Here is a 19,761-nt window from a genome sequence, read left to right on the forward strand (position 1 = left end):
CGTACGTGAAGTGTGAACCCGAGGGGGTACTGGTGCAGGTGGCCTCTCGGGCGATGCCTACACCAGTACCCGATGATCAGTCGACCAGCTCCAGAGGGTGCGGATTCGCACCCTTGTTGGGATTCGCACTCGTTCCGGGGAGGGGCGGGTCAGCTGGTGGTGTGGCCGTTGGATTCGGGGGTGCCGCCTGCGTGGGCGTATTCGGACAAGGCCGCGGCCAGCGAGTGCGGGACGCGGGCGCGGACCCGGGTGCCACCTTCCTCGTGGGTGGCGGAGATGATGCGGCCGTCGGCGTGGATGCGGGCGAGCAGGTCGCCGCGGGTGTACGGGAGCAGGACGCCGATTTCGACGTCGAGGCCGCCGAGCACCTCGGCGAGCCGGTCGCGCAGGGCGTCGATGCCGAGGCCGGTGTTGGCGGAGACGAACGCCGCATCGGGGAGCTGACCACGCAGGCGGGTGAGCGCCATCGGATCGAGGGCATCGATCTTGTTGACCACCAGCAGTTCCGGCGGAGCCGAGGTGCCCTGCTCCTTGATCACGTCGGTGATCACCTCGCGGACCGCCTTGATCTGTTCGGCGGGCAGCGCGTCGGAACCGTCGACCACATGCAGCAGCAGGTCGGCGCCGGTCACCTCTTCGAGGGTGGAGCGAAACGCCTCGACCAGCTGAGTCGGCAGGTGCCGCACGAAACCGACGGTGTCGGTGAACACGACCTCGCGGCCGTCGTCGAGATCGGCACGGCGGGTGGTCGGATCCAAGGTGGCGAACAGCGCGTCCTGCACCAGCAGGCCCGCGCCGGTCAGCGCGTTCATCAGGCTGGACTTGCCCGCGTTGGTGTAGCCGACGATCGCGACCGACGGGATGCCGCTGGAGTTGCGGCGGGCCCGCATGGTGTCGCGCGCGGTCTTCATCTCGCGGATCTCGCGGCGCAGCTTGGCCATTCGCTCGCGGATCCGGCGACGATCGGTCTCGATCTTCGTTTCACCGGGACCACGCAGACCGACGCCGCCGTTGCTGCCCGCGCGGCCACCGGCCTGCCGGGACATGGATTCACCCCAGCCGCGCAGTCGCGGCAGCATGTATTCCATCTGCGCGAGCGCGACCTGCGCCTTGCCCTCGCGGGAGGTGGCGTGCTGGGCGAAGATATCGAGGATCAGCGCGGTCCGGTCGATCACCTTGACCTTGACGACCTTCTCCAGCGCGGTGAGCTGCGCAGGGGTGAGTTCACCGTCACAGATCACCGTGTCGGCGCCGGTTTCGAGCACGACGGCGCGCAGTTCTTCGGCCTTACCCGAGCCGATGTAGGTGGCCGGGTCTGGCTTGTCCCTGCGCTGGATCAGCCCTTCGAGCACCTCCGAGCCTGCGGTCTCGGCGAGCGCGGCCAGTTCGGTCATGCTCGCGTCGGCCTGCGCGGCACTGCCGGTGGTCCAGACACCAACCAGCACAACGCGTTCCAGGCGCAGCTGCCGGTACTCGACCTCGGTGATGTCGGTGAGTTCGGTGGAAAGCCCGGCCACGCGACGCAGCGAGCTGCGTTCGTCGAGCTGCATCTCGCCGACCGTCGGCTCGGCGGCCGTCCAACCGCCGGACCGCTTCATCCGCGCGGCATGCTCGGCCACCACGTCACCCTCGGACTGATCGTCCGTCGGCTGTGTGCTGTCCTCGGCCGCCTCGAACTCGTCGGCCGGAGTGAATTCAAACGTCTTAGATTTCGTCATTCAACCTCATCGATCGCTGTCCTGACCTGCAGGGAACCTGCGCGGCGGGGGAGCATATCGACATATTCTTTGGCACAAGGTTTGTGCCGACTTCCTCCCAGATTACGCCCCTCAGCGTCCTCGGCCCGGTGTGCGAGGTCAAGCGAGTTTCGACTGGTCCCCCATTCGAGCTAACTCGAGATCGCGTGCCACCAGTCCTGCGCCAGGTGCCCTTTGGCCACGAGGACCGAGGGCCCCCGCAACCGGGCAGCACCACTCGCGATGCCGACGGTGACTTCGCCACCCGGAATACGAACGCGCACTTCACCACTGTCGGTGGCGAGGTCGAAACCCGTGCCCGCCAAGGCCGCTGCCGCCGCGGCAACGGTTCCTGTTCCGCAGGAACGGGTTTCGCCGACGCCGCGCTCGTACACCCGCATATCGACGGCGCCGTCGGCGTCGAGCGCGGTCACGATCTCCACGTTGACGCCGTGCGGGAACAGATCCGGGTCGTAGCCGGGCGGCACGGTCAGGTCGAGCTTGGCGAGCCCTTCCGCGGAAAGCCCAGGGTCGACGCAGGCCAGATGCGGGTTGCCGACGTCGATGCCGAGGCCGGAGTAGGCCCACCCCGCAACGGTCGCCGTCGATTCGCCGAGCTGACGGACCTGGCCCATGTCGACGGTGACGTCACCGTCGACCGCGGTCGCGGCGTGCACCTTGACCGGTCGAGCGCCTGCCCTGCTGCCGACAACGAACTCGGCGACCGCCCCGGACCCCGCGCGACTGCCGACAACGAACTCGTCGCTGGTCTCCAGCCCGGACGCCACCAGGTAATGCGCGAACACCCGAACCCCGTTGCCGCACATCTCGGCGATGGACCCATCGGCGTTGCGGTAGTCCATGAACCAGTCGTCGGCAGCCACCCCCGCCGGAATGTCCGCGAGCACCCCCGCAGCCTGCAACGCACCGGCTCGCGCCACCCGAAGCACCCCGTCGGCGCCGAGTCCGCGCTGCCGGTCGCACAGCGCGCTGACCCGTTCCGGCGTCAGGTCGAGGCGCACCTCGAGGTCGGGCAGCACCACGAAATCGTTCTGGGTGCCGTGGCCCTTGGCGAACTCGATATCCGACACGTGCGTGTTTCTCCCTACTCGGTTGTCACTTGGCAAACGTCCGGCGCTGCCGGGAAATTTCGTACAGCGCGACGGCCGCCGCTGACGGCGCGCCGAGCGAGCTCGCGGTGCCGCCCATCGGGATGTGCACCATGTCGTCGCACGCCTGCTGCCAGGCGGCGCTCATTCCGCTGGTTTCGTTGCCGACGACGAGGATCGTCGCCTCGGTGAAGTCGTAGTCGTAGGCCGCGCGCGGACCGTGCTCGTCGGTGCCGACGATCCGCGTCGGAATTCCCCGCCGCACCTGCCGATCCCGGAATTCGATCACCTGCGCTGGCCCGGCCGCGCGCAGCACCGGCATGGCGAACAGCGATCCCGTCGACGCGCGCACCGCCTGCGGGTCGTACTGGTCGGCCCCGTGTCCGGTGACGATCACGCCGCCGGCGCCGAACGCGTCGGCCGAACGGATCAGCGTGCCGAGGTTGCCCGGCGAATTCGGTCGGTCGAACACCACGACAACGGGCGCGTCCTCGCCGGGCTCCCCCGGCGCGAAGGTGTCGAGCTCGTCCTGCCGCGACACCGCCACGGCCACCACTTCCGGTATGCCGCCTGCCTTTTCGCCGAGTTCGGCCATCAATTCCGGCACCAGGCCGACCTGCGGAACGTCGCTCGCATCCAGCAGTTCCCTGGCCCAGCTCGACAGGTCGGGAGTGCCGAGGCGATAGAGCAGCGTCTCCAATGGCCAGTCGTTGGCGACCGCCTGACTGATCGGCCGGACGCCCTGCACGAGGAAGCGTCCGTCGCGGTGACGTTTGGTCCGATTGTTCAGATATGCCTGCCACACCTGCACGGAGGCGTTGCGAGTGCTCACACGTCGGGTCACTGGGGACTCCGTTCCTTCTCATCGAGCAAGGCGAGCGCGGTCGGCACCAGATCGGCGGCGGCGCCGTCCACCCAGCGCACCCGTGGATCGCGGCGGAACCACGAGCGCTGCCGTCGGACGTAGCGCCGAGTGCCGATCAGGGTGCGTTCCCGCGCGTGCTCAAAGTCATATTCGTTGTCCAGGTAGGCGAGGACTTGTGCGTAACCGATGGCACGCCGGGCCGTGACGCCGTCGCGCAGACCGAGTTCGATCAGGGCGCGCACTTCGTCGACGAGCCCTTGTTCGAACATCAGCTCGGTGCGCAGTTCGATCCGTTCGTCGAGTTCGGTTGTCTCGCGGTCGACCCCAATGATGACGGTTCCCCAACGCGGCGTACCGATTTCGGGCGCCGAAGCGGCGAACGGTTTTCCGGTGAGTTCGACGACCTCGAGTGCGCGCACCATTCGCCTGCCGTCGGTGGGCAGGATGGTGGCCGCGGCAGCAGGGTCGGCCTGCCGCAGTGCCGCGTGCACCGCGTCGACACCGCCGTCGGCGAGCACCGCCTCCCAGCGCGCACGCACGCCAGGATCGGTGGCCGGGAACGCCCATTCGTCCAGCAGCGCTTGGACATACATCATCGAGCCGCCGACGATCACCGGCACCCGACCGCGCGCCATGATCGCCTCGACGTCGGCGCTCGCCGCGGCTTGATAGACGGCGACGGTCGCGGTTTCGGTCACGTCGAGCACATCGAGCTGGTGATGCGGGATGCCGCGCCGCTCGGCGACGGTGAGTTTCGCGGTGCCGACGTCCATGCCGCGGTAGAGCTGCATCGCGTCGATGTTGACGATCTCGCCGCCGAGCCGTTCGGCCAGGTCGAGGCCGAGGTTCGATTTGCCGGTGGCGGTGGGGCCGACGACGGCGATCGGGGTGATCGGGTCGGTCACGACTGCGCCTCCGCGGCCCGCCACAGGCCTACGTGATAGCCGACGCCGAATGGTGCGGCCTGGTACCGGGTCTCGACGATCGGATCGGCATCGAACAACCCCGTCAGCACTTGATACGCGGCTCGGCCGGACAGCACAAGCTCGGCGCACAGCACCGGGTTGAGCGCGCGCAGTCCGGCGAGATCACCGGTGCGCAGCATCCGATCGAGGTCCGCTTGCACCGCCTCGGCGCGCTCGTCCAGGTAGCCGGGCGCCTTCAGCGTCAGGGTCGCGGCGCCGTCGGCGATCACCAGCACACCGTGCCGCGCGTCCGAACCATCCGCCTCGGCACGAAGTTTCATGCCGAGCGCGCGGCAATCGTCCGGATCGGTGTCCTCGGCAACAATGTGGACATCGGCGGCAATGGCCGGCGCGACCTGTTCTCGCAACCATCCAGCGATCAGCACGGGCAACGGAAGTCGCGGATCCGGCGCCGCCGACGCGGTCGCGGACAGCGCCACCCGCACATCGGCGCCGAACCCACGGAACGTACCGACCGTTCCCGGCCCGAATGCCTGGTCGGCGGCGCCGACACCGACGACCGTCCACCGGTCTGTCACCGCGGCCATGGCGGTCGCGGCGGCAACCACCTCGGCCCGCAACGCCACCCGTGGATCGACCTGATGACCGGGGATCGGGCCGGTCGCGCCGCCGCAGAGCTCGGGCACCAGGATCGGTGGCGACGGGACCAGCGCGGCAATCGAGAACACGTCGTAACCGTATCTGTTGCCCCGACCGCCGCTGTGCACCGCGGGTAGCGGCCCGGCTTCGAGTGTCTCTGCCGCAAAGGTGGTCGGGATTGATACTGTTCGAAGAGCTACAACCCAGGTCATCAGGGGTTGCAATCCCGTGATTCCTCCGAGTGAAGGCGTGGGTCGATGGTCACAAGGGCTCGGACCGGGTTCAATGGGATGAGCTAGAGCGTAACCAGGCAGCCGTGACGCGCGGCAGGGACGAGGAGCTATGACCGACAGCAACGGAACCGCGAAAGCCAGCCCCGGCAAGATGCCGCGCTCTTCCGGTGCCCCGAAACCCGGCGGCTCGATCCAACCCCCCAAGCCGCACGCGACCCCGGGCCCGGCTCAGCAGCACCCGCATCCCGTCGTCGTGCCGACCGTCACCGACCCCAGTGCGTGGGGCCGCGTCGACGACGACGGCACCGCCTGGGTGAAAACTGCCGAGGGCGAACGTCAGGTCGGCTCCTGGCAGGCGGGCGACGCCACCGAGGGGCTCGCCCACTTCGGCCGCCGGTTCGACGATTTGGCCACCGAGGTCGCGCTACTCGAAGCCCGCCTCGCCGCGGGCGCGGACGCGCGCAAGACGAAGGCCGCGGCCGTCGCCCTCGCCGAATCGCTGCCCACCGCCGCCGTCATCGGCGATATCGACGGGCTCGCCAAGCGCCTCGACGCGATCGCCGAACACTCCGAAGAGGCGGCCGCGCACGCCAAGGAGGAGAAGGACCGGGCTCGGCACGAGCACACCGAGCGCAAGGAAGCGCTGTGCGCCGAGGCCGAGAAGATCGCCGCCGAATCCACCCAGTGGAAGTCCGCAGGCGACCGGTTACGCGAGATCCTCGACGAGTGGAAGTCGATCCGCGGCGTCGACCGCAAGGTCGATGACGCGCTGTGGAAGCGGTACTCGAAGGCGCGCGAGGCGTTCAACCGCAGGCGTGGCGCGCATTTCGCCGAGCTCGACCGGGAACGGGCCGCGGCGAAGACGCGCAAGGAAGAGCTGTGCGTGCGCGCCGAGGAACTGTCCAGCTCCACCGACTGGGTCGGCACCGCGAGCGTCTTCCGTGATCTGCTCGCCGAGTGGAAGGCCGCGGGCCGGGCGCCGCGCGAGGCCGACGAGGCGCTGTGGCGGCGCTTCAAGAGCGCGCAGGACGTGTTCTTCGCCGCCCGCAACGCCGCCGTCACCGAGCGGGACGCCGAGTTCGAGCAGAACGCCACCGCCAAGGAAGAGCTGCTGCACGCCTACGACCACATCGACCCGGCCAACGGCCTGGAAGCCGCCCGCGCGTCTTTGCGTGAGCTGCAGGACAAGTGGGACGCCATCGGCAAGGTGCCGCGCGAACGCATCCAGGAACTGGAAGGCAAGCTGCGCGCCATCGAGAAGCGGGTCCGCGACGCCGCCGACGACCAGTGGCGGCGTACCGATCCGGAGGCGATGGCGCGCGCCGCCCAATTCCGTGAGCGGGTAGCGCAATTCGAGGAGCAGGCCGCCAAGGCGCAGGCCGCAGGCAAGGCTCGAGACGCCGAGAAGGCGCTGGAGCAGGCCAAGCAGTGGCGCGAGTGGGCCGAGGCCGCGGAAGGCGCTGTCACCAACCGCTGAGCGACACCTCCGGGTACGTCGCGCCTGCCGACCGCGACTCACGGTGTGGCGCAGGGCGAATCAGCGCCGAACGACGTCGCGTTGGCCTCGACGCGGCAGCCGCATCGCGGGCCAGGACTACCTCTGGCGACCAGTGCGCGGCCGCGCCGAGCGACGCCGCTTCCGCCTAGACGCAGCGGCCTCGCAGGCGAGGACTACGCGGCCAGTGCTCGGCCATTGCGCCGCTTCGCCATTGAGACCTGGGCGAACATGGTGAGCCCGGATATCAGGAGCGCCGCGAGCGGGAGCAGCGGAATGTAGGACACCCAGATGATGGGGTCCGGCAGCGACAGCGCAACGAACGTGACGAGGACGGTCACCAGGAAGGTGACAGCCGACCAACGGTGCAACGGCCGAACCCACGTGGCCCGGGCACCGGCCGGTGAGCTACTGCTGGACCGCCTGCTCGTCCGATACCACCGCACCAGCAGATAGAGCCCGGAGAAGAAGAGCAGGGCGAGCGGGAGCAACGGCACATAGGACACCCATTCCGGCCCCTGCGCAGCCAAGACCACCACGGTGACCACAACCGTCACCGTGAAGATGATCGCCACCCACCGGTGGAACTGCCGAATCCCCTTGTTCCAGTTCATGCGTCCTCCTTGTGAAATACGAGCAACCCGGCGATCTGCCGGACGTATATCAGCGACGCAAACGCTAGCGAAAGCTCTGTGACCAGCGCTTCTCGATTCCTGATCGGTTCTGGTGATCCTATTCCGCAGCTCCGTCCGATCAGCTGTTCCGTGAGACATCAGGCTTCATCCGCCCGGCGTCGATCAGTGTCTGTCGGGCCGCCGCCTTGTACGGACACTGGTCGGCGCGGCATTCTTTGTGCAGTTGCATCGCCGCGTGCGCTTCCGAGATGCCGAGTGGGCGGTCCGGCGCTTCGTGCGGCCACACAGTATGCGGCGCTACGGCATCGGATAGCTCGGCGCGAACCTGCTGGCGTCGACGCTCGGCTCGCCACTCTTCTTGGATACGGTCGACGATAGCTTGTACCGACGTGTCATCGGCTTCGGCCTCGCGCCACCAGTTGAACCCCACGGTGTTTCACCCCTGCCATGTATTCCAATGTTTGGATGCACACCACCCGGCAGGGTCATTTCACCGCCAGCGGCTCACTGCCGACGATGCGCCTGAATCGAGAGAAGGTAGGCGCGCCCGCCGGGTGGGTGCTGAGTCCCAGCTTCGCAATCGGGCTGCCGCCGGACACCTGCTCTGCGGGTTGCCATTCGCCAGGTTTCTGGGTGTCTTGACCTGCGTATTTGCTCGAGTAGTCCGATATTGCCCAGCAGGATGGGTAAGTTCGGAGAACTCGCTGGTGTCCGCAGGCGCAGAGGGGGTGCACGTGGCAGTTCAACCGCGTCCGTTGAGTCCCCAGGCGCGTGGCCGCGAGATGGCCGCCGTGGGCAAGAAGCTGTGGACCGAGCTGGGGTCAGTGACACGCGCGGCGACCGAGCTACAGGCTCGGTATCCAGATGTGCCCAGTTTGCAGGCTTTCCGGTACGCGGCCGGCTTATCGCAGGACCTTGCGGCTGAGCGCTACAACGAAATCACAGGGAACCAGACTTGCCTCGGTGGCACATCGATCAATGCGTGGGAAACGTGGGCGCGCGGACGTGGGCAGGGATCTCCGCCGTCGTTGTCGAGCGTGTTGATCCTCTGTGCGGCCTACGGCCGTGGCCCGCTCGGGGTGGCGGAGGAGTATGTTTCGCCGACCGAGCTGATTGCTGAGGCCTACGAACGTCTTCCGATCGAGGACCAGCTCTCGCTCAAGCAGTTCACAGCCAAGAGGGGCACTCGCACGGCGACCAAGGCCCAGCAGTCGACGCAGGGGAACGTATCGGTGTCCGAGGAGACGACGCCGCAGGTGGGCGCAGAGTTCACTCTCTCCGCCCCGACCGTGGAGTACGGCAACTCCGACATCCTCGTTTGCACCTTGCCGAATCCGGTGCCCGGTCAGTTACTCGACTTGAGTTGGGAAACCTTCGGATTCGGCATCGAACGACTGTCGCAGCAAGTCAAGAACGTCGGCAAGCGCCTGGACGTAGATGTGTGCTTCGGAGTGAACGAGGCCGGTCTCGTGATGGCCGCATTCCTTGCCTCGGCCCGGTTCTCCCGCTGCAAGATAGGTTATCTGCGGTGCAACAAAGTGCGCGACGGCATCGATCTGGATCGCGCGTCATTCTTCCCTGATACCAGAAGTGCACCGACCATTTTCATCTGCGACTTCGAAGTGAAGCACGCCGATGTCGTCGGTTACCTTGCCCACGAGATTCGGGTGCGATATCCGAAAGCTGAGCTGTATTTCGCCGTGTTCGGCGCCATGACCAAAGGTCGTGACCTGAGAGTGGGCAGTTTCGACGATCTGACCGGGGCAACGATCATGCGTGCGGCTGGATTCGAGGCTATCTTCCTTGCCGCTACGATGAGTCCTCCCGGTATCGAACCTCCGCTCGAGTTGCGATGACGTACACAGAGGCGATGACTCGATGAGCAGTCCAGGATCGGCCACAGATCTCGCCCGATGCATCGTAGGGGCGGTGCAGCTGATGATCGAAGAGATCCGGCCGCGACTGATAGACGCCGCACTGACCGGACATCGGGCCGAAAACGAGAACACTCGACACGCCGACAACTTCTTGTCCGAGTATGACCTGTGGATGCATGATCGCTACAAAACGGTACTGGCAGAACATATTCCGTCGTTTGTCTACGCGTCGGAAGAGGCCGATCCGGAGGTCATCGGGGACGAGACCGACCCCGATCTGTGCATCCTTGTCGATCCCTTGGATACCAGCGAACTAGCCGTACGCGGACTGTGCGGCTATACGCACGTTCTTGTGTACTCACGTGCTCTGGCTCGCCCTCTCGCGGCTGTGGTCGGTGACATTTTCCATCACATCCAGATCTATTCTGCGGCGCGCGATAACAATGGCGATGATCGCGCTTCCATCACCACCGCCGACGGCCGTGAACAAATTCTTGACAGCCCCTCGGGCGCAACACTTTCCGACGCGCTGGTCACCAACTACCTGATGCGACCCGAGCAGCGATTCCAACCGCTTGCCAGGCAACAGCGGTTCATCGAAGCGCTCAGCGCTCCGTCTCGTGACGGAAAGGCGCGGGGCCGTATCGGTGTCGACTTCGGGTCGATCGGACTGTGCCATGTTGCCGCCGGATTCTCCGATGCCATGGTCGAGTTCGCCAAGGGATTCGCTATCTGGGACCTATCCCCTGGTCACTACATCCTTCATGCGGCGGGGGGAATCGTGACAGATCTCGACGGAGCGTCGATCCCGTTGGACTACAACCTGAACTCATTGCGCGACATCAGGAGCGCAATGGCAAGGCGCCAGAAGTTCATCGCTGCCGGAAATGCTGCTCTGGCAAACGAAATCCGCGGGACGCTCACTCCGTCATGAACGGGTTCGAGTTCGTGGCACAGCGGAGCGGGTCTACTCGCCGGTGAGGCGGCGGCGGTCGCGTTCCTCGGCGGCGGCGGAGGCGTTGCGGCGCTGCTCTTCCGCGGCCAGTTGCAGGGCGGTGCGGCTCCAGACGACGCGAACCCAGTGGAAGGTCAACACGATGGCGGCGAGGGTGCCGAGGATGAGGCCGATGGCCGGGCCTGCGCCGTGATAGTTGCCGATGCCGGGTGTCTGGCGGTGCCAGATCGAGAAGACGCCGAACACGCTGGTGATCGCGGTGCCTGCGACGGCGATCCAGGCGAGGAACCAGCGCCGGGTCATCAGCGCCAGCGTCGAGAAGCCGACGCCGAAGATCACCAGGAACCAGACGAAGATCCGCGACGGCAGCCCGATGTGCTCCAGCCGGGCGGCGTCGGTGCCGAGCAGCACATCGAAACCGCGGGCGCCACCCGCGTGCGGCAGCACCAGCGAGAGCAGCAGGACGAACACGGCGCCCGCGACCACCATGGCGCGCACCCCTGGATCGATCTCGCCGGCGATGCGGCGTTCGACCGCGTCCAGGTCGTCACGGAACTGTTCGAAGTTGCTGCTCTCGACCGCGTTCACGGAACCCTCGTTTCGTTCGGCTTGTTCGTGGTTCGCTGCACTGCCCGCGTCCACTGTGCCATCTCCGGGTTCGGTCCCTGCGGCCGACCCACTACCGCCGGTAGTAGGTTCGGATGTTTCCGGCTTTTCGCCGTCGGGCGTGCGGTCCGCGTGCCCGTCGACCGGTCGCTCACTCATGCCCCCACCTCACTGTGGCTCGAACATCCACGGCCGCAACCGAGTTGGTCATACACCGCAACCGGTCGAACACCCTGCGGCGGCAGCCGGTTCCGGCGCGGGCGCACCGATGCGCGGCAGGCCGAGCCCGACCCCGATCGGTTGAGTCTTCGGGGTGATCCCCTGCTCGTGCGCATCACCGGCCGCGGTCCGCCGGTGCGACTTGATCGGCGCATCCGCGATCAGGTGATGCGGCGCCGCCTCGGTGAGGTCGACGGTGATGATGTCGCCGGGACGGATCATTTCGGCGGTCCCGCCCGGCCGGAAATGCACCAGCCTGCCGTCGCGGGCCCGCCCGCTCATGCGTGCGGTCGCGGCGTTCTTCTTGCCTGCGCCCTCGGCCACCAGCAGCTCGACCTCGGTGCCGATGAGCGCCCGATTCGCCGCGAGCGAGACTTCCTCCTGCAGCGCGATGAGCCGCTCATACCGTTCCTGCACAACGGCTTTCGGCAGCTGGTCGGCCATTTCCGCGGCCGGGGTGCCCGGGCGCTTGGAGTACTGGAAGGTGAACGCACTGGTGAATCGCGCCTGACGAACCACATCCAGGGTCTCCTGGAAGTCCTCCTCGGTCTCGCCGGGGAAGCCGACGATGATGTCGGTGGTGATCGCCGCGTGCGGCATCGCGGCACGCACCTTCTCGATGATGCCCAGGTAGCGCGCCTTGCGGTAGGAGCGCCGCATCGCCTTGAGCACCTTGTCCGAACCGGACTGCAGCGGCATGTGCAGCTGCGGGCAGATGTTCGGGGTGTCGGCCATCGCCTCGATCACGTCGTCGGTGAACTCGGCCGGGTGCGGCGAGGTGAAGCGCACGCGCTCCAAGCCGTCGATGGTCCCGCACGCGCGCAGCAGCTTGGCGAACGCGCCACGATCGCGCGGCTCGTCCGGGTCGGCGAACGAGGCGCCGTAGGAGTTCACGTTCTGTCCGAGCAGCGTCACCTCGAGCACGCCCTGGTCGACCAGCGCCTGCACCTCGGCGAGCACGTCACCGGGGCGGCGGTCGACCTCCTTGCCGCGCAGCGACGGCACGATGCAGAACGTGCAGGTGTTGTTGCAGCCCACCGAGATCGACACCCAGCCCGCGTAGGCGGACTCGCGCTTGGCGGGCAGGCTCGACGGGAACGCCTCCAGCGACTCCAGGATCTCCACCTGCGCCTCGGCGTTGTGCCGTGCCCGTTCCAGCAGCACCGGCAGCGAGCCGATGTTGTGGGTGCCGAACACCACGTCCACCCACGGCGCCTTGCGCACCACGGTGCCGCGGTCCTTCTGCGCCAGGCAGCCGCCCACCGCGATCTGCATGCCGGGCTGGTCGGCTTTGATCGACGCCAGATGACCGAGGGTGCCGTACAGCTTGTTGTCGGCGTTCTCGCGCACCGCGCAGGTATTGAGTACGACCAGGTCGGCCGACGCCCCCGGCGCGGCCTTCACATAGCCCGCGTCCTCCAGCAAGCCGGACAAGCGTTCGGAATCGTGCACGTTCATCTGGCAACCGAAGGTGCGGACCTCGTAACTGCGCGTGCTCTCCGCAGGGAGTTGGGCGAGAGTCAGCACGTGCCCACCCGTCACCCGACCGCCACCCCTCACCGAGTCGCTTCGCGACGCTGCATGTCCCTTCGAATCCACTTGTCCAGGGTACGGGGACAGGCAACGCGAGTTTCGCGGGCATCGGCGCAGGCCTCGGCCGCCGCCGTCCTCGAGTGGCGGGATCCGGTCACCCGGTCACGTGACGACGCTCCGACCGCCCACGATGCACCTTTCGGGAGGATTACAGACACATGTCAATACGGCGCGGCGCGACGGTGTGTCGCAGAAACTCGGGCAAATCCACGTTTTCCGCTTAAGGTCTTTGACCATGACCGACGACGCCGCCGCGCCCGATACAACGGGGGACGCTTCAACCGGGGACGCCAGCGCCGCCACCAGCGCGCCGATGATCTCGATGCGCAATGTGCAAAAACACTTTGGTGACCTGCACGTCCTGCGCGATATCGACCTCGAAGTCCCCAAAGGACAGGTCGTCATTGTTCTCGGCCCCTCGGGGTCGGGAAAGTCGACACTGTGCCGCACCATCAACCGCCTCGAACCCATCGACTCTGGTGACATCGCCATCGACGGCGTGCCGCTGCCCGCGGAGGGCCGCAGCCTGGCCGCGTTGCGCGCCGACGTCGGCATGGTGTTCCAGTCGTTCAACCTCTTCGCGCACAAGACGATCGTGGAGAACGTCATGCTCGCGCCGATGAAGGTGCGCAAGATCAAGAAAGACGCGGCGCGCACGCACGCCATGGAACTGCTGACCCGCGTCGGCATCGCCAACCAGGCCGACAAGTACCCCGCCCAGCTCTCCGGCGGTCAGCAGCAGCGCGTCGCGATCGCCCGCGCGCTCGCCATGAACCCGAAGGTGATGCTGTTCGACGAACCGACCTCGGCGCTGGACCCGGAGATGGTCCAGGAAGTGCTCGACGTGATGGTGTCGCTGGCCAAGGACGGGATGACCATGCTGGTCGTCACGCACGAGATGGGCTTCGCCCGGCGTGCGGGCAACCGGGTCTTGTTCATGGCCGACGGACAGGTGGTCGAGGACGCCGAACCGGAAGCGTTCTTCACCGCGCCGAAGTCCGACCGTGCGAAGGACTTCCTCGGCAAGATATTGAGCCACTGAGCCATTGGGTCCGGCTCACCACACACCAACAACCGACGAGAAAGAGAAGGAAACTCGATGAGGATCAACCGTGCCCTTCGGCTCGGTGTCGGAGCCGTCGCTCTGACCCTGACCGCTGCCCTCGCCACCGCCTGTGGCGGCGGTGACTCCAAGTCCGCCCTGGATCACGCCAAGGACGGCAAGCTCACCATCGGCATCAAGTACGACCAGCCCGGCCTCGGCCTGCGGACCAAGGACGGTTCCTACACGGGCTTCGACGTCGAGGTCGCCAAGTATGTGGCGGGCAAGCTCGGCGTGAAGCCCGAGGGCATCACCTGGAAGGAATCGCCGTCCGGCCAGCGCGAGACGCTGATCGAGAACGGCCAGGTCGACTTCATCGCGGCCACCTACTCGATCACCGACAGCCGCAAGCAGAAGGTCGACTTCGCGGGCCCGTACTACATTGCGGGTCAGTCGTTCCTGGTGCGCGCCGACAACACCGACATCACCGGCCCGGACAGCATCAAGGGCAAGAAGGTCTGCTCGGTCAAGGGCTCCACCCCGGCCCAGAACATCGAGAAGAACTTCAAGGACACCCAGCTGCAGGCCAACGACACCTACTCGGTGTGCCTCGAGGGCCTGCGCGCGGGCTCCTGGGATGCGGTGACCACCGATGACATCATCCTGGCCGGCTACGCCTCGCAGAGCACCGGCGCGTTCAAGGTCGTCGGCAAGCCGTTCACCACGGAGAACTACGGCGTCGGCCTGAAGAAGGGCGACAAGGAGCTCCGCGACAAGGTGAACACCGCGATCGAGGAAATGATCTCGGACGGCTCGTGGAAGAAGGCGTTCGACGCGACCGTCGGTGCGTCCGGCTACCAGGCGCCGGAGCCGCCGAAGGTCAACCGGTACTGAGATCCACCCACGCACGGGTGGCTCGACCCCACCGGGTCGGGCCACCCGCCGCACTTTCCCCTGACAACGGCATGGGCGGTGCTTGCGTAACCACGCAGGACGCCCGCACATGCCACATGAACATCGAGACCCGATGGGAGGGACGCGTACGCCGTGTTCGACCTGATCTCGAGGTATGACGATCAAATCCTCGACGCCTTCTGGGTGACCATCCAACTGACCGTGCTCTCGGCGGTCGGAGCGCTGATCCTGGGCACTTTCGTCGCCGCGCTGCGCGTGTCCCCCGTGCCGATCGCCCGCGCGGTCGGCACCGCCTACGTCACCATTTTCCGCAACACTCCACTCACGCTGATCATCGTCTTCATGTCACTCGGCCTGTACACCACGATGGGCTGGAAGCTGGCAGGCGAGGGCCCGGATTCGGTGGCCCAGAACAACTTTCGCTACGCCGTCGTCGGCCTCAGCATCTACACCGGCGCCTTCGTCTGTGAATCGCTGCGGTCCGGCATCAACACCGTCGCGATGGGCCAGTCCGAGGCGGGCCGATCGCTCGGCCTGACCTTCGCGCAGAACCTGCGACTCATCGTGCTGCCGCAGGCCTTTCGCTCGACCATCGCGCCGCTGGGCAGCGTGCTGATCGCGCTCACCAAGAACACCACGATCGCCTCGGCCATCGGCGTTGTCGAGGCCGCGTTCCTGATGGCCAACGTCAACGAGAACGAGGCCAATGTGATCGCCGTCGGCGCCATCTTCGCCCTCGGATTCGTCATCCTGACCCTGCCGACCGGCCTGCTCTTCGGTTGGCTCGCCAAGCGATTCGAGGTCGTCCGATGAGTTCAGCATCGGTGCTGTTCGACGCACCAGGACCCCGCGGACGCATCCGGCACCACATCTACACGGTCGTGGTCGTCGTCGCCGTCGCGGCATTTCTGTGGGTGCTGTACCGCGGCTTCGACAGCACGGGACAATTCACCGCGGCCAAGTGGAAGCCGTTCCTCGACGCCGAGGTGTGGCAGACCTATCTGCTGCCCGGCCTGAAGGGCACCGTGGTCGCGGCGCTGATGTCGATCGTGTTCGCGCTCGTGCTCGGCATGGTCTTCGGCATCCTGCGGCTGTCGGATCATCGGGTGGTGCGCTGGGTCGCAGGCACGATCGTCGAAGTGTCGCGCGCGATTCCCGTGCTGATCCTGATGATCTTCCTGTTCGCGCTGTTCTCCAAGAACCAGATCTTCCCGTCCGATGATCTGGCGCTCGCCGCGGTCGTGATCGCGCTGACCGTCTACAACGGATCGGTGATCGCCGAAATCGTGCGTGCGGGCATTCGCTCGCTGCCGAAGGGACAGAGCGAGGCGGCCGTCGCGCTCGGCATGCGCAAGAACCAGCTGATGCGGTTGATCCTGCTGCCACAGGCGATCACCGCGATGCTGCCCGCGCTGGTCTCGCAAATGGTTGTCGCGCTGAAGGATTCGGCGCTCGGCTACCAGATCACCTACACCGAGATCGTCCGATCCGGTCAGCAGCTCGGTGCGGCGGAGCAGAACACGATCCCCGCGCTGTTCGTCATCGCGCTCGTGATGATCACGCTGAACAGTGCACTGACCTTCGTGGCGACCAAGCTGGAGGCCAGGTTGCGGGCCAGGAAGAAGGGTCGGGGCGCGGTCGTCGCGGCCGACTCGATCCTCACCGACGCGGCGCCGGGGATGGACCTCACCAAGAAGTAGTTCCCCTCCGGGACAACATGATTGAAGCGCCGGCGCGCTGGATGCGGTACTCCGCTCCAGCGCGTCGGCGTTTCTGCGCTCGGATGCCCGTGTGCCGCGGATCTGTGCGAGATGGCGGTTGACCGATAGCGGCCGACTACCATCGCACCGTGCGGAAGATTTCCGGGTTGCTTGCCTTTCTGGTGCTGCTGACCGTGGTGGTCGTGACCGCGTGGGATCGGCAGCCGCACGGGTATCGCACGGAATCCGCGCCCGCGGCGGAGTTCAGTGCCGGACGCGCGATGCGGACCGTTGCGGACATCGCGCAACGGCCGCATCCGGTCGGCACCGCTGAACACGACCGCGTCCGTGACTACCTCGTCAAGCAACTGCGGACGCTGGGTCTCGACACCGAAGTGCAGACCGGAGTCGGGCGGGCTCCTGCCGCGATCGAACGCGACGTGCTGTCGATGGGGCGGGTCGCCAATATCATTGCCCGGCTGCCGGGTACGCAATCGACCGGCACGGTATTCCTGACCGCGCACTACGACTCCGTCCCCTCCGGGCCCGGCGCCAACGACGACGGCGTCGGCGTCGCGGCGGTGCTGGAAACCGTGCGGGCGCTGCGCGCGAGCGCGCACCCGCTGCGCAACGACGTGGTCGTCCTGCTGACCGACGGCGAGGAAGCCGGATTGCTCGGCGCGGAAGCGTTCGTCACCGCGGGCAAGGACGGCAGAGACACCGGCGTCGTCATCAACCACGAGGCGCGTGGTGCAGGCGGACCGCTGTTGCTGTGGCGGACCAGCAGGCCCGACGGCGCGCTCATCCGCACCGTCGCCGACGCGGCGCCCCGCCCGAACACCGACTCGGTCGCCACCATGGTGGCCAGCGCCCGCACGGCGAGCAGCACCGACTACTCCGCGTTCGACCCGAGCGGATTGCGGGTGCTGGACTGGGCCTACGTCGGCCGCAGCGCCTACTACCACAACCGACTCGACGACCCGGCGCACGTCGACCTGCCGACCGTGCAGGAGCTGGGCGACAACAGCCTCGGTCTGGTCGCGGCGTTCGGCGGGCAAGACCTCACCGCCGACGACGCAGTCGATCGCACGTACTTCCAGCTGCCGTTCGGAATCCTTGTGGTGCTGCCGGTGTGGGTGATCATCGCCCTCGCGGTCGCCACGGTCCTCGCGGTGGCCGGGATCATCCGGCACCTCATCCGGGCAGGCGACACCAGCCTGGCGCGTGTATTCGGCGCTGCCGCAACCGTTCTCGTCGCCGCACCGATCGCGGCGGGCGCGGCCTACGGGCTGTGGGAGGTGATCAAACTGATCCGCCCGGACTACGCGCCCCTCGTCGTCGACCCCTACCGGCCGGAGTTCTACTACCTCGCGATCCTCGTGCTGTCCACCGGCGTGCTCGCCGCCTGGTACCTGCTGGCGCGACGCCTTTTCGACACCGCCGCCGCGGCGGCAGGCCTGCTCGGCACCTCGACGGTGATCGGCGCGGTGTGCACGGCTTTACTCCCCACGACCGCACACCTTTTGATCGTGCCCGCGTGCGCGGCCGCGCTGGGCGTGGCGGCGACGTTCGTCCTGCCCGACCGATGGCGGCTGCCGGTGCTCACCGTATTCCTCACGCCCGCAGCAGTATTCCTCGGCACCGCGACCTGGCCGCTGCTCCAGACCGGAATCACCACTGCCCCGTTCCTGGTGGCTCCTGCGGTACTGCTGTTCGGCGGGCTCCTCGCTCTGACGCTCACCCGAACCTGGCCCACTCACCGCGCTTGGACCATCCCCGTCACCGCGTTCGTACTCGCGATCGCACTCGCCGCGGTCGGTCTGGCCGTCGACCGCAGCGACGACACCCATCCGCTCGGCTCTCAGCTCGTCTATGCCCTCGATGCCGATAACAATGCCGCACAATGGCTTTCCCGCGACGCGCCCAATCGCTGGACCCACACCCTCGTCGACAAGACCACCCCGACAACACCATTCGCTCAGCTGTGGTCGAACGCCGTCTCCAGCGGACCGGCCGCCACCCAGCCACTCTCGCCGCCCACCGCTGAAATCCTCTCCGACACCACCGAATCGAACCAGCGCACCGTCCACCTCCGCCTCCGCAGCACCCGCGACGCCACCGGCATCGCCCTCCGCTACGACAGCGCACCCAGCTCGCTCACCGTCGCAGGCCGCGATCTGACTCCCGTCCCCGCGAAGGGCGTGCTGTTCAACGCACCTCCGCCCGAAGGCATCGACGTACAGGTCACGTCCCCCGCAGGTCCGCTCCCCCTACACCTCGTCGACTACACCTGGCTCTCCGACGCCGGACTCGCCCTCTCCCCGCCTCCCGACGTTTTCCTCCGCCAAGACAGCACCGCCGCCGTCTTCCGCACGATCCCCGGGCTCTGAGAATCAGTCTGACGGCGCTTTCCGAGCGACTTCGTATTCGCCCTTGCCGTAGGGGATTTCGACGGCGACCTTCGGAAGGAAGTAGCCGACCAGCGGGCCCATCGTCACCGCGATGACCACGGTCCCGACGCCTGCGATGCCGCCGAGCGCCCAGCCGATGGTGGCGACGGTGACTTCGATGCAGGTGCGCACCACCGCGACCGGTTGCCTGGTGAGCCGGACCAAGCCGGTCATGAGTCCGTCGCGGGGACCGGCGCCGAATTGCGCACCGAGATAGACCGAGTCGAAGAACGCGAGCCCGACAATGCCGGTGACCAAGAAGATCGCTTGGGTGCCGAGGCCGGTCGGCGTCGGAAGGATCAACGCCGTCGCATCGGCAGCGACCCCGACGAGGACAACATTGAGCAGCGTTCCCACACCGGGCAGCTCCCGCATCGGGATCCACGCGACAAGCACGATCACCGCAATGAGATTCGTCGCTGTACCGAAAGAAATGCCGACCGTCTTGGCCAGGCCATCGGTGAGAACGCTCCAACTTGCCGCGCCCAGCCCGGAGGTGACGAGCACCATCACCGACGCACCGTAACCGACCAGGCCGACGAGCAACTGGGGGAACCTGCGCAGCTTCCGACCAGCACGCAGTTGCTCGGCCGCGTTCATGCGACGGATGACGAACCCGTCACCGCGATGGGTTTCCGTGCCCGGGTCCTTGCTCGGCGAGGTAGGCGATGGCATCAGCCCATCCTCGACGACGTCCGGTCGGTGATTCCATAGCCAGACGCGGGCTGCTGGTTTTGCCGACGTTGTGAGTTACCGTGCGCCTGGC

18 protein-coding genes are annotated in these 19,761 nt (G+C 66.9%); 8 read left to right on the top strand and 10 right to left on the bottom strand.

Annotated elements, in window-relative coordinates:
* Positions 1–149: 149 nt before the first annotated feature.
* From hflX to NA11_RS03075, 5 genes are all read right to left on the bottom strand, one after another.
* A complete protein-coding gene (gene hflX, locus NA11_RS03055; protein WP_069160219.1) occupies positions 150–1,598 on the bottom strand; it encodes a GTPase HflX in 1,449 nt (482 codons plus the stop codon).
* 290 nt (positions 1,599–1,888) lie between these two features.
* Entirely contained in the window at positions 1,889–2,818 is a 930-nt protein-coding gene (gene dapF, locus NA11_RS03060) for a diaminopimelate epimerase (protein WP_069160220.1), read from the bottom strand.
* Positions 2,819–2,852: 34 nt separating this feature from the next.
* Complete coding sequence (locus NA11_RS03065; RefSeq protein ID WP_069160133.1) at positions 2,853–3,689, bottom strand: TrmH family RNA methyltransferase; 837 nt, start codon at positions 3,687–3,689, stop codon at positions 2,853–2,855.
* Complete coding sequence (gene miaA / locus NA11_RS03070; protein WP_069160222.1) at positions 3,686–4,615, bottom strand: tRNA (adenosine(37)-N6)-dimethylallyltransferase MiaA; 930 nt, start codon at positions 4,613–4,615, stop codon at positions 3,686–3,688. Before miaA ends, NA11_RS03065 begins: the two co-directional genes overlap by 4 nt.
* The gene (locus NA11_RS03075; RefSeq protein WP_069160221.1) at positions 4,612–5,364 is read right to left on the bottom strand and encodes a class III extradiol ring-cleavage dioxygenase family protein; all 753 of its coding nucleotides are present in this window, start codon (positions 5,362–5,364) and stop codon (positions 4,612–4,614) included. Before NA11_RS03075 ends, miaA begins: the two co-directional genes overlap by 4 nt.
* Positions 5,365–5,617: 253 nt before the next feature.
* Here NA11_RS03075 and NA11_RS03080 point away from each other — a divergent pair, with 253 nt between their 5' ends.
* The gene (locus NA11_RS03080; protein WP_069160134.1) at positions 5,618–6,985 is read left to right on the top strand and encodes a DUF349 domain-containing protein; all 1,368 of its coding nucleotides are present in this window, start codon (positions 5,618–5,620) and stop codon (positions 6,983–6,985) included.
* 194 nt (positions 6,986–7,179) lie between these two features.
* On the opposite strand, the gene NA11_RS46125 is transcribed toward NA11_RS03080, so the two are convergent.
* The gene (locus NA11_RS46125; RefSeq protein WP_174567646.1) at positions 7,180–7,617 is read right to left on the bottom strand and encodes a heparan-alpha-glucosaminide N-acetyltransferase domain-containing protein; all 438 of its coding nucleotides are present in this window, start codon (positions 7,615–7,617) and stop codon (positions 7,180–7,182) included.
* Between the two features lie 139 nt (positions 7,618–7,756).
* Positions 7,757–8,068, bottom strand: a complete 312-nt coding sequence (locus tag NA11_RS03090) for a hypothetical protein (RefSeq protein WP_069160135.1) — start codon at positions 8,066–8,068, stop codon at positions 7,757–7,759.
* 361 nt (positions 8,069–8,429) lie between these two features.
* Between NA11_RS03090 and NA11_RS03095 the strand changes: the two genes are divergently transcribed.
* Complete coding sequence (locus NA11_RS03095; protein WP_141717362.1) at positions 8,430–9,494, top strand: hypothetical protein; 1,065 nt, start codon at positions 8,430–8,432, stop codon at positions 9,492–9,494.
* An 82-nt stretch (positions 9,495–9,576) separates the two neighbouring features.
* Positions 9,577–10,449 carry an inositol monophosphatase family protein gene (locus NA11_RS03100; RefSeq protein ID WP_245745699.1) on the top strand — a complete coding sequence of 291 codons (873 nt, stop codon included), beginning with the start codon at positions 9,577–9,579 and terminating at the stop codon, positions 10,447–10,449.
* Positions 10,450–10,482: 33 nt separating this feature from the next.
* Here NA11_RS03100 and NA11_RS03105 read toward each other — a convergent pair whose 3' ends face one another.
* Entirely contained in the window at positions 10,483–11,235 is a 753-nt protein-coding gene (locus NA11_RS03105) for an Rv2732c family membrane protein (protein ID WP_369691108.1), read from the bottom strand.
* A gap of 48 nt (positions 11,236–11,283) precedes the next feature.
* Entirely contained in the window at positions 11,284–12,837 is a 1,554-nt protein-coding gene (miaB, locus tag NA11_RS03110; protein ID WP_281196807.1) for a tRNA (N6-isopentenyl adenosine(37)-C2)-methylthiotransferase MiaB, read from the bottom strand.
* 364 nt (positions 12,838–13,201) lie between these two features.
* Here miaB and NA11_RS03115 point away from each other — a divergent pair, with 364 nt between their 5' ends.
* From NA11_RS03115 to NA11_RS03135, 5 genes are all read left to right on the top strand, one after another.
* Positions 13,202–13,930, top strand: coding sequence for an amino acid ABC transporter ATP-binding protein (locus NA11_RS03115; protein WP_069160224.1), 729 nt, complete (start codon positions 13,202–13,204; stop codon positions 13,928–13,930).
* A gap of 57 nt (positions 13,931–13,987) precedes the next feature.
* On the top strand, positions 13,988–14,824 hold the full coding sequence (locus tag NA11_RS03120) for a glutamate ABC transporter substrate-binding protein (RefSeq protein ID WP_069160140.1): 837 nt from the start codon (positions 13,988–13,990) through the stop codon (positions 14,822–14,824).
* A 153-nt stretch (positions 14,825–14,977) separates the two neighbouring features.
* The gene (locus tag NA11_RS03125; RefSeq protein ID WP_069160141.1) at positions 14,978–15,658 is read left to right on the top strand and encodes an amino acid ABC transporter permease; all 681 of its coding nucleotides are present in this window, start codon (positions 14,978–14,980) and stop codon (positions 15,656–15,658) included.
* Positions 15,655–16,545 (top strand): amino acid ABC transporter permease, encoded by an 891-nt coding sequence (locus NA11_RS03130; protein WP_069160142.1) that lies wholly within the window; start codon positions 15,655–15,657, stop codon positions 16,543–16,545. The genes NA11_RS03125 and NA11_RS03130 overlap by 4 nt, the downstream gene beginning before the upstream one ends.
* Before the next feature lie 149 nt (positions 16,546–16,694).
* Entirely contained in the window at positions 16,695–18,935 is a 2,241-nt protein-coding gene (locus NA11_RS03135) for a M20/M25/M40 family metallo-hydrolase (protein ID WP_069160143.1), read from the top strand.
* Positions 18,936–18,938: 3 nt separating this feature from the next.
* Here the strand turns inward: NA11_RS03135 and yczE are convergent, their stop codons facing one another.
* Positions 18,939–19,670 carry a membrane protein YczE gene (yczE, locus tag NA11_RS03140; RefSeq protein WP_218023227.1) on the bottom strand — a complete coding sequence of 244 codons (732 nt, stop codon included), beginning with the start codon at positions 19,668–19,670 and terminating at the stop codon, positions 18,939–18,941.
* Between the last annotated feature and the right edge of the window lie 91 nt (positions 19,671–19,761).

The organism is Nocardia altamirensis NBRC 108246, from assembly GCF_001612685.1.
GTDB lineage: Bacteria > Actinomycetota > Actinomycetes > Mycobacteriales > Mycobacteriaceae > Nocardia > Nocardia altamirensis.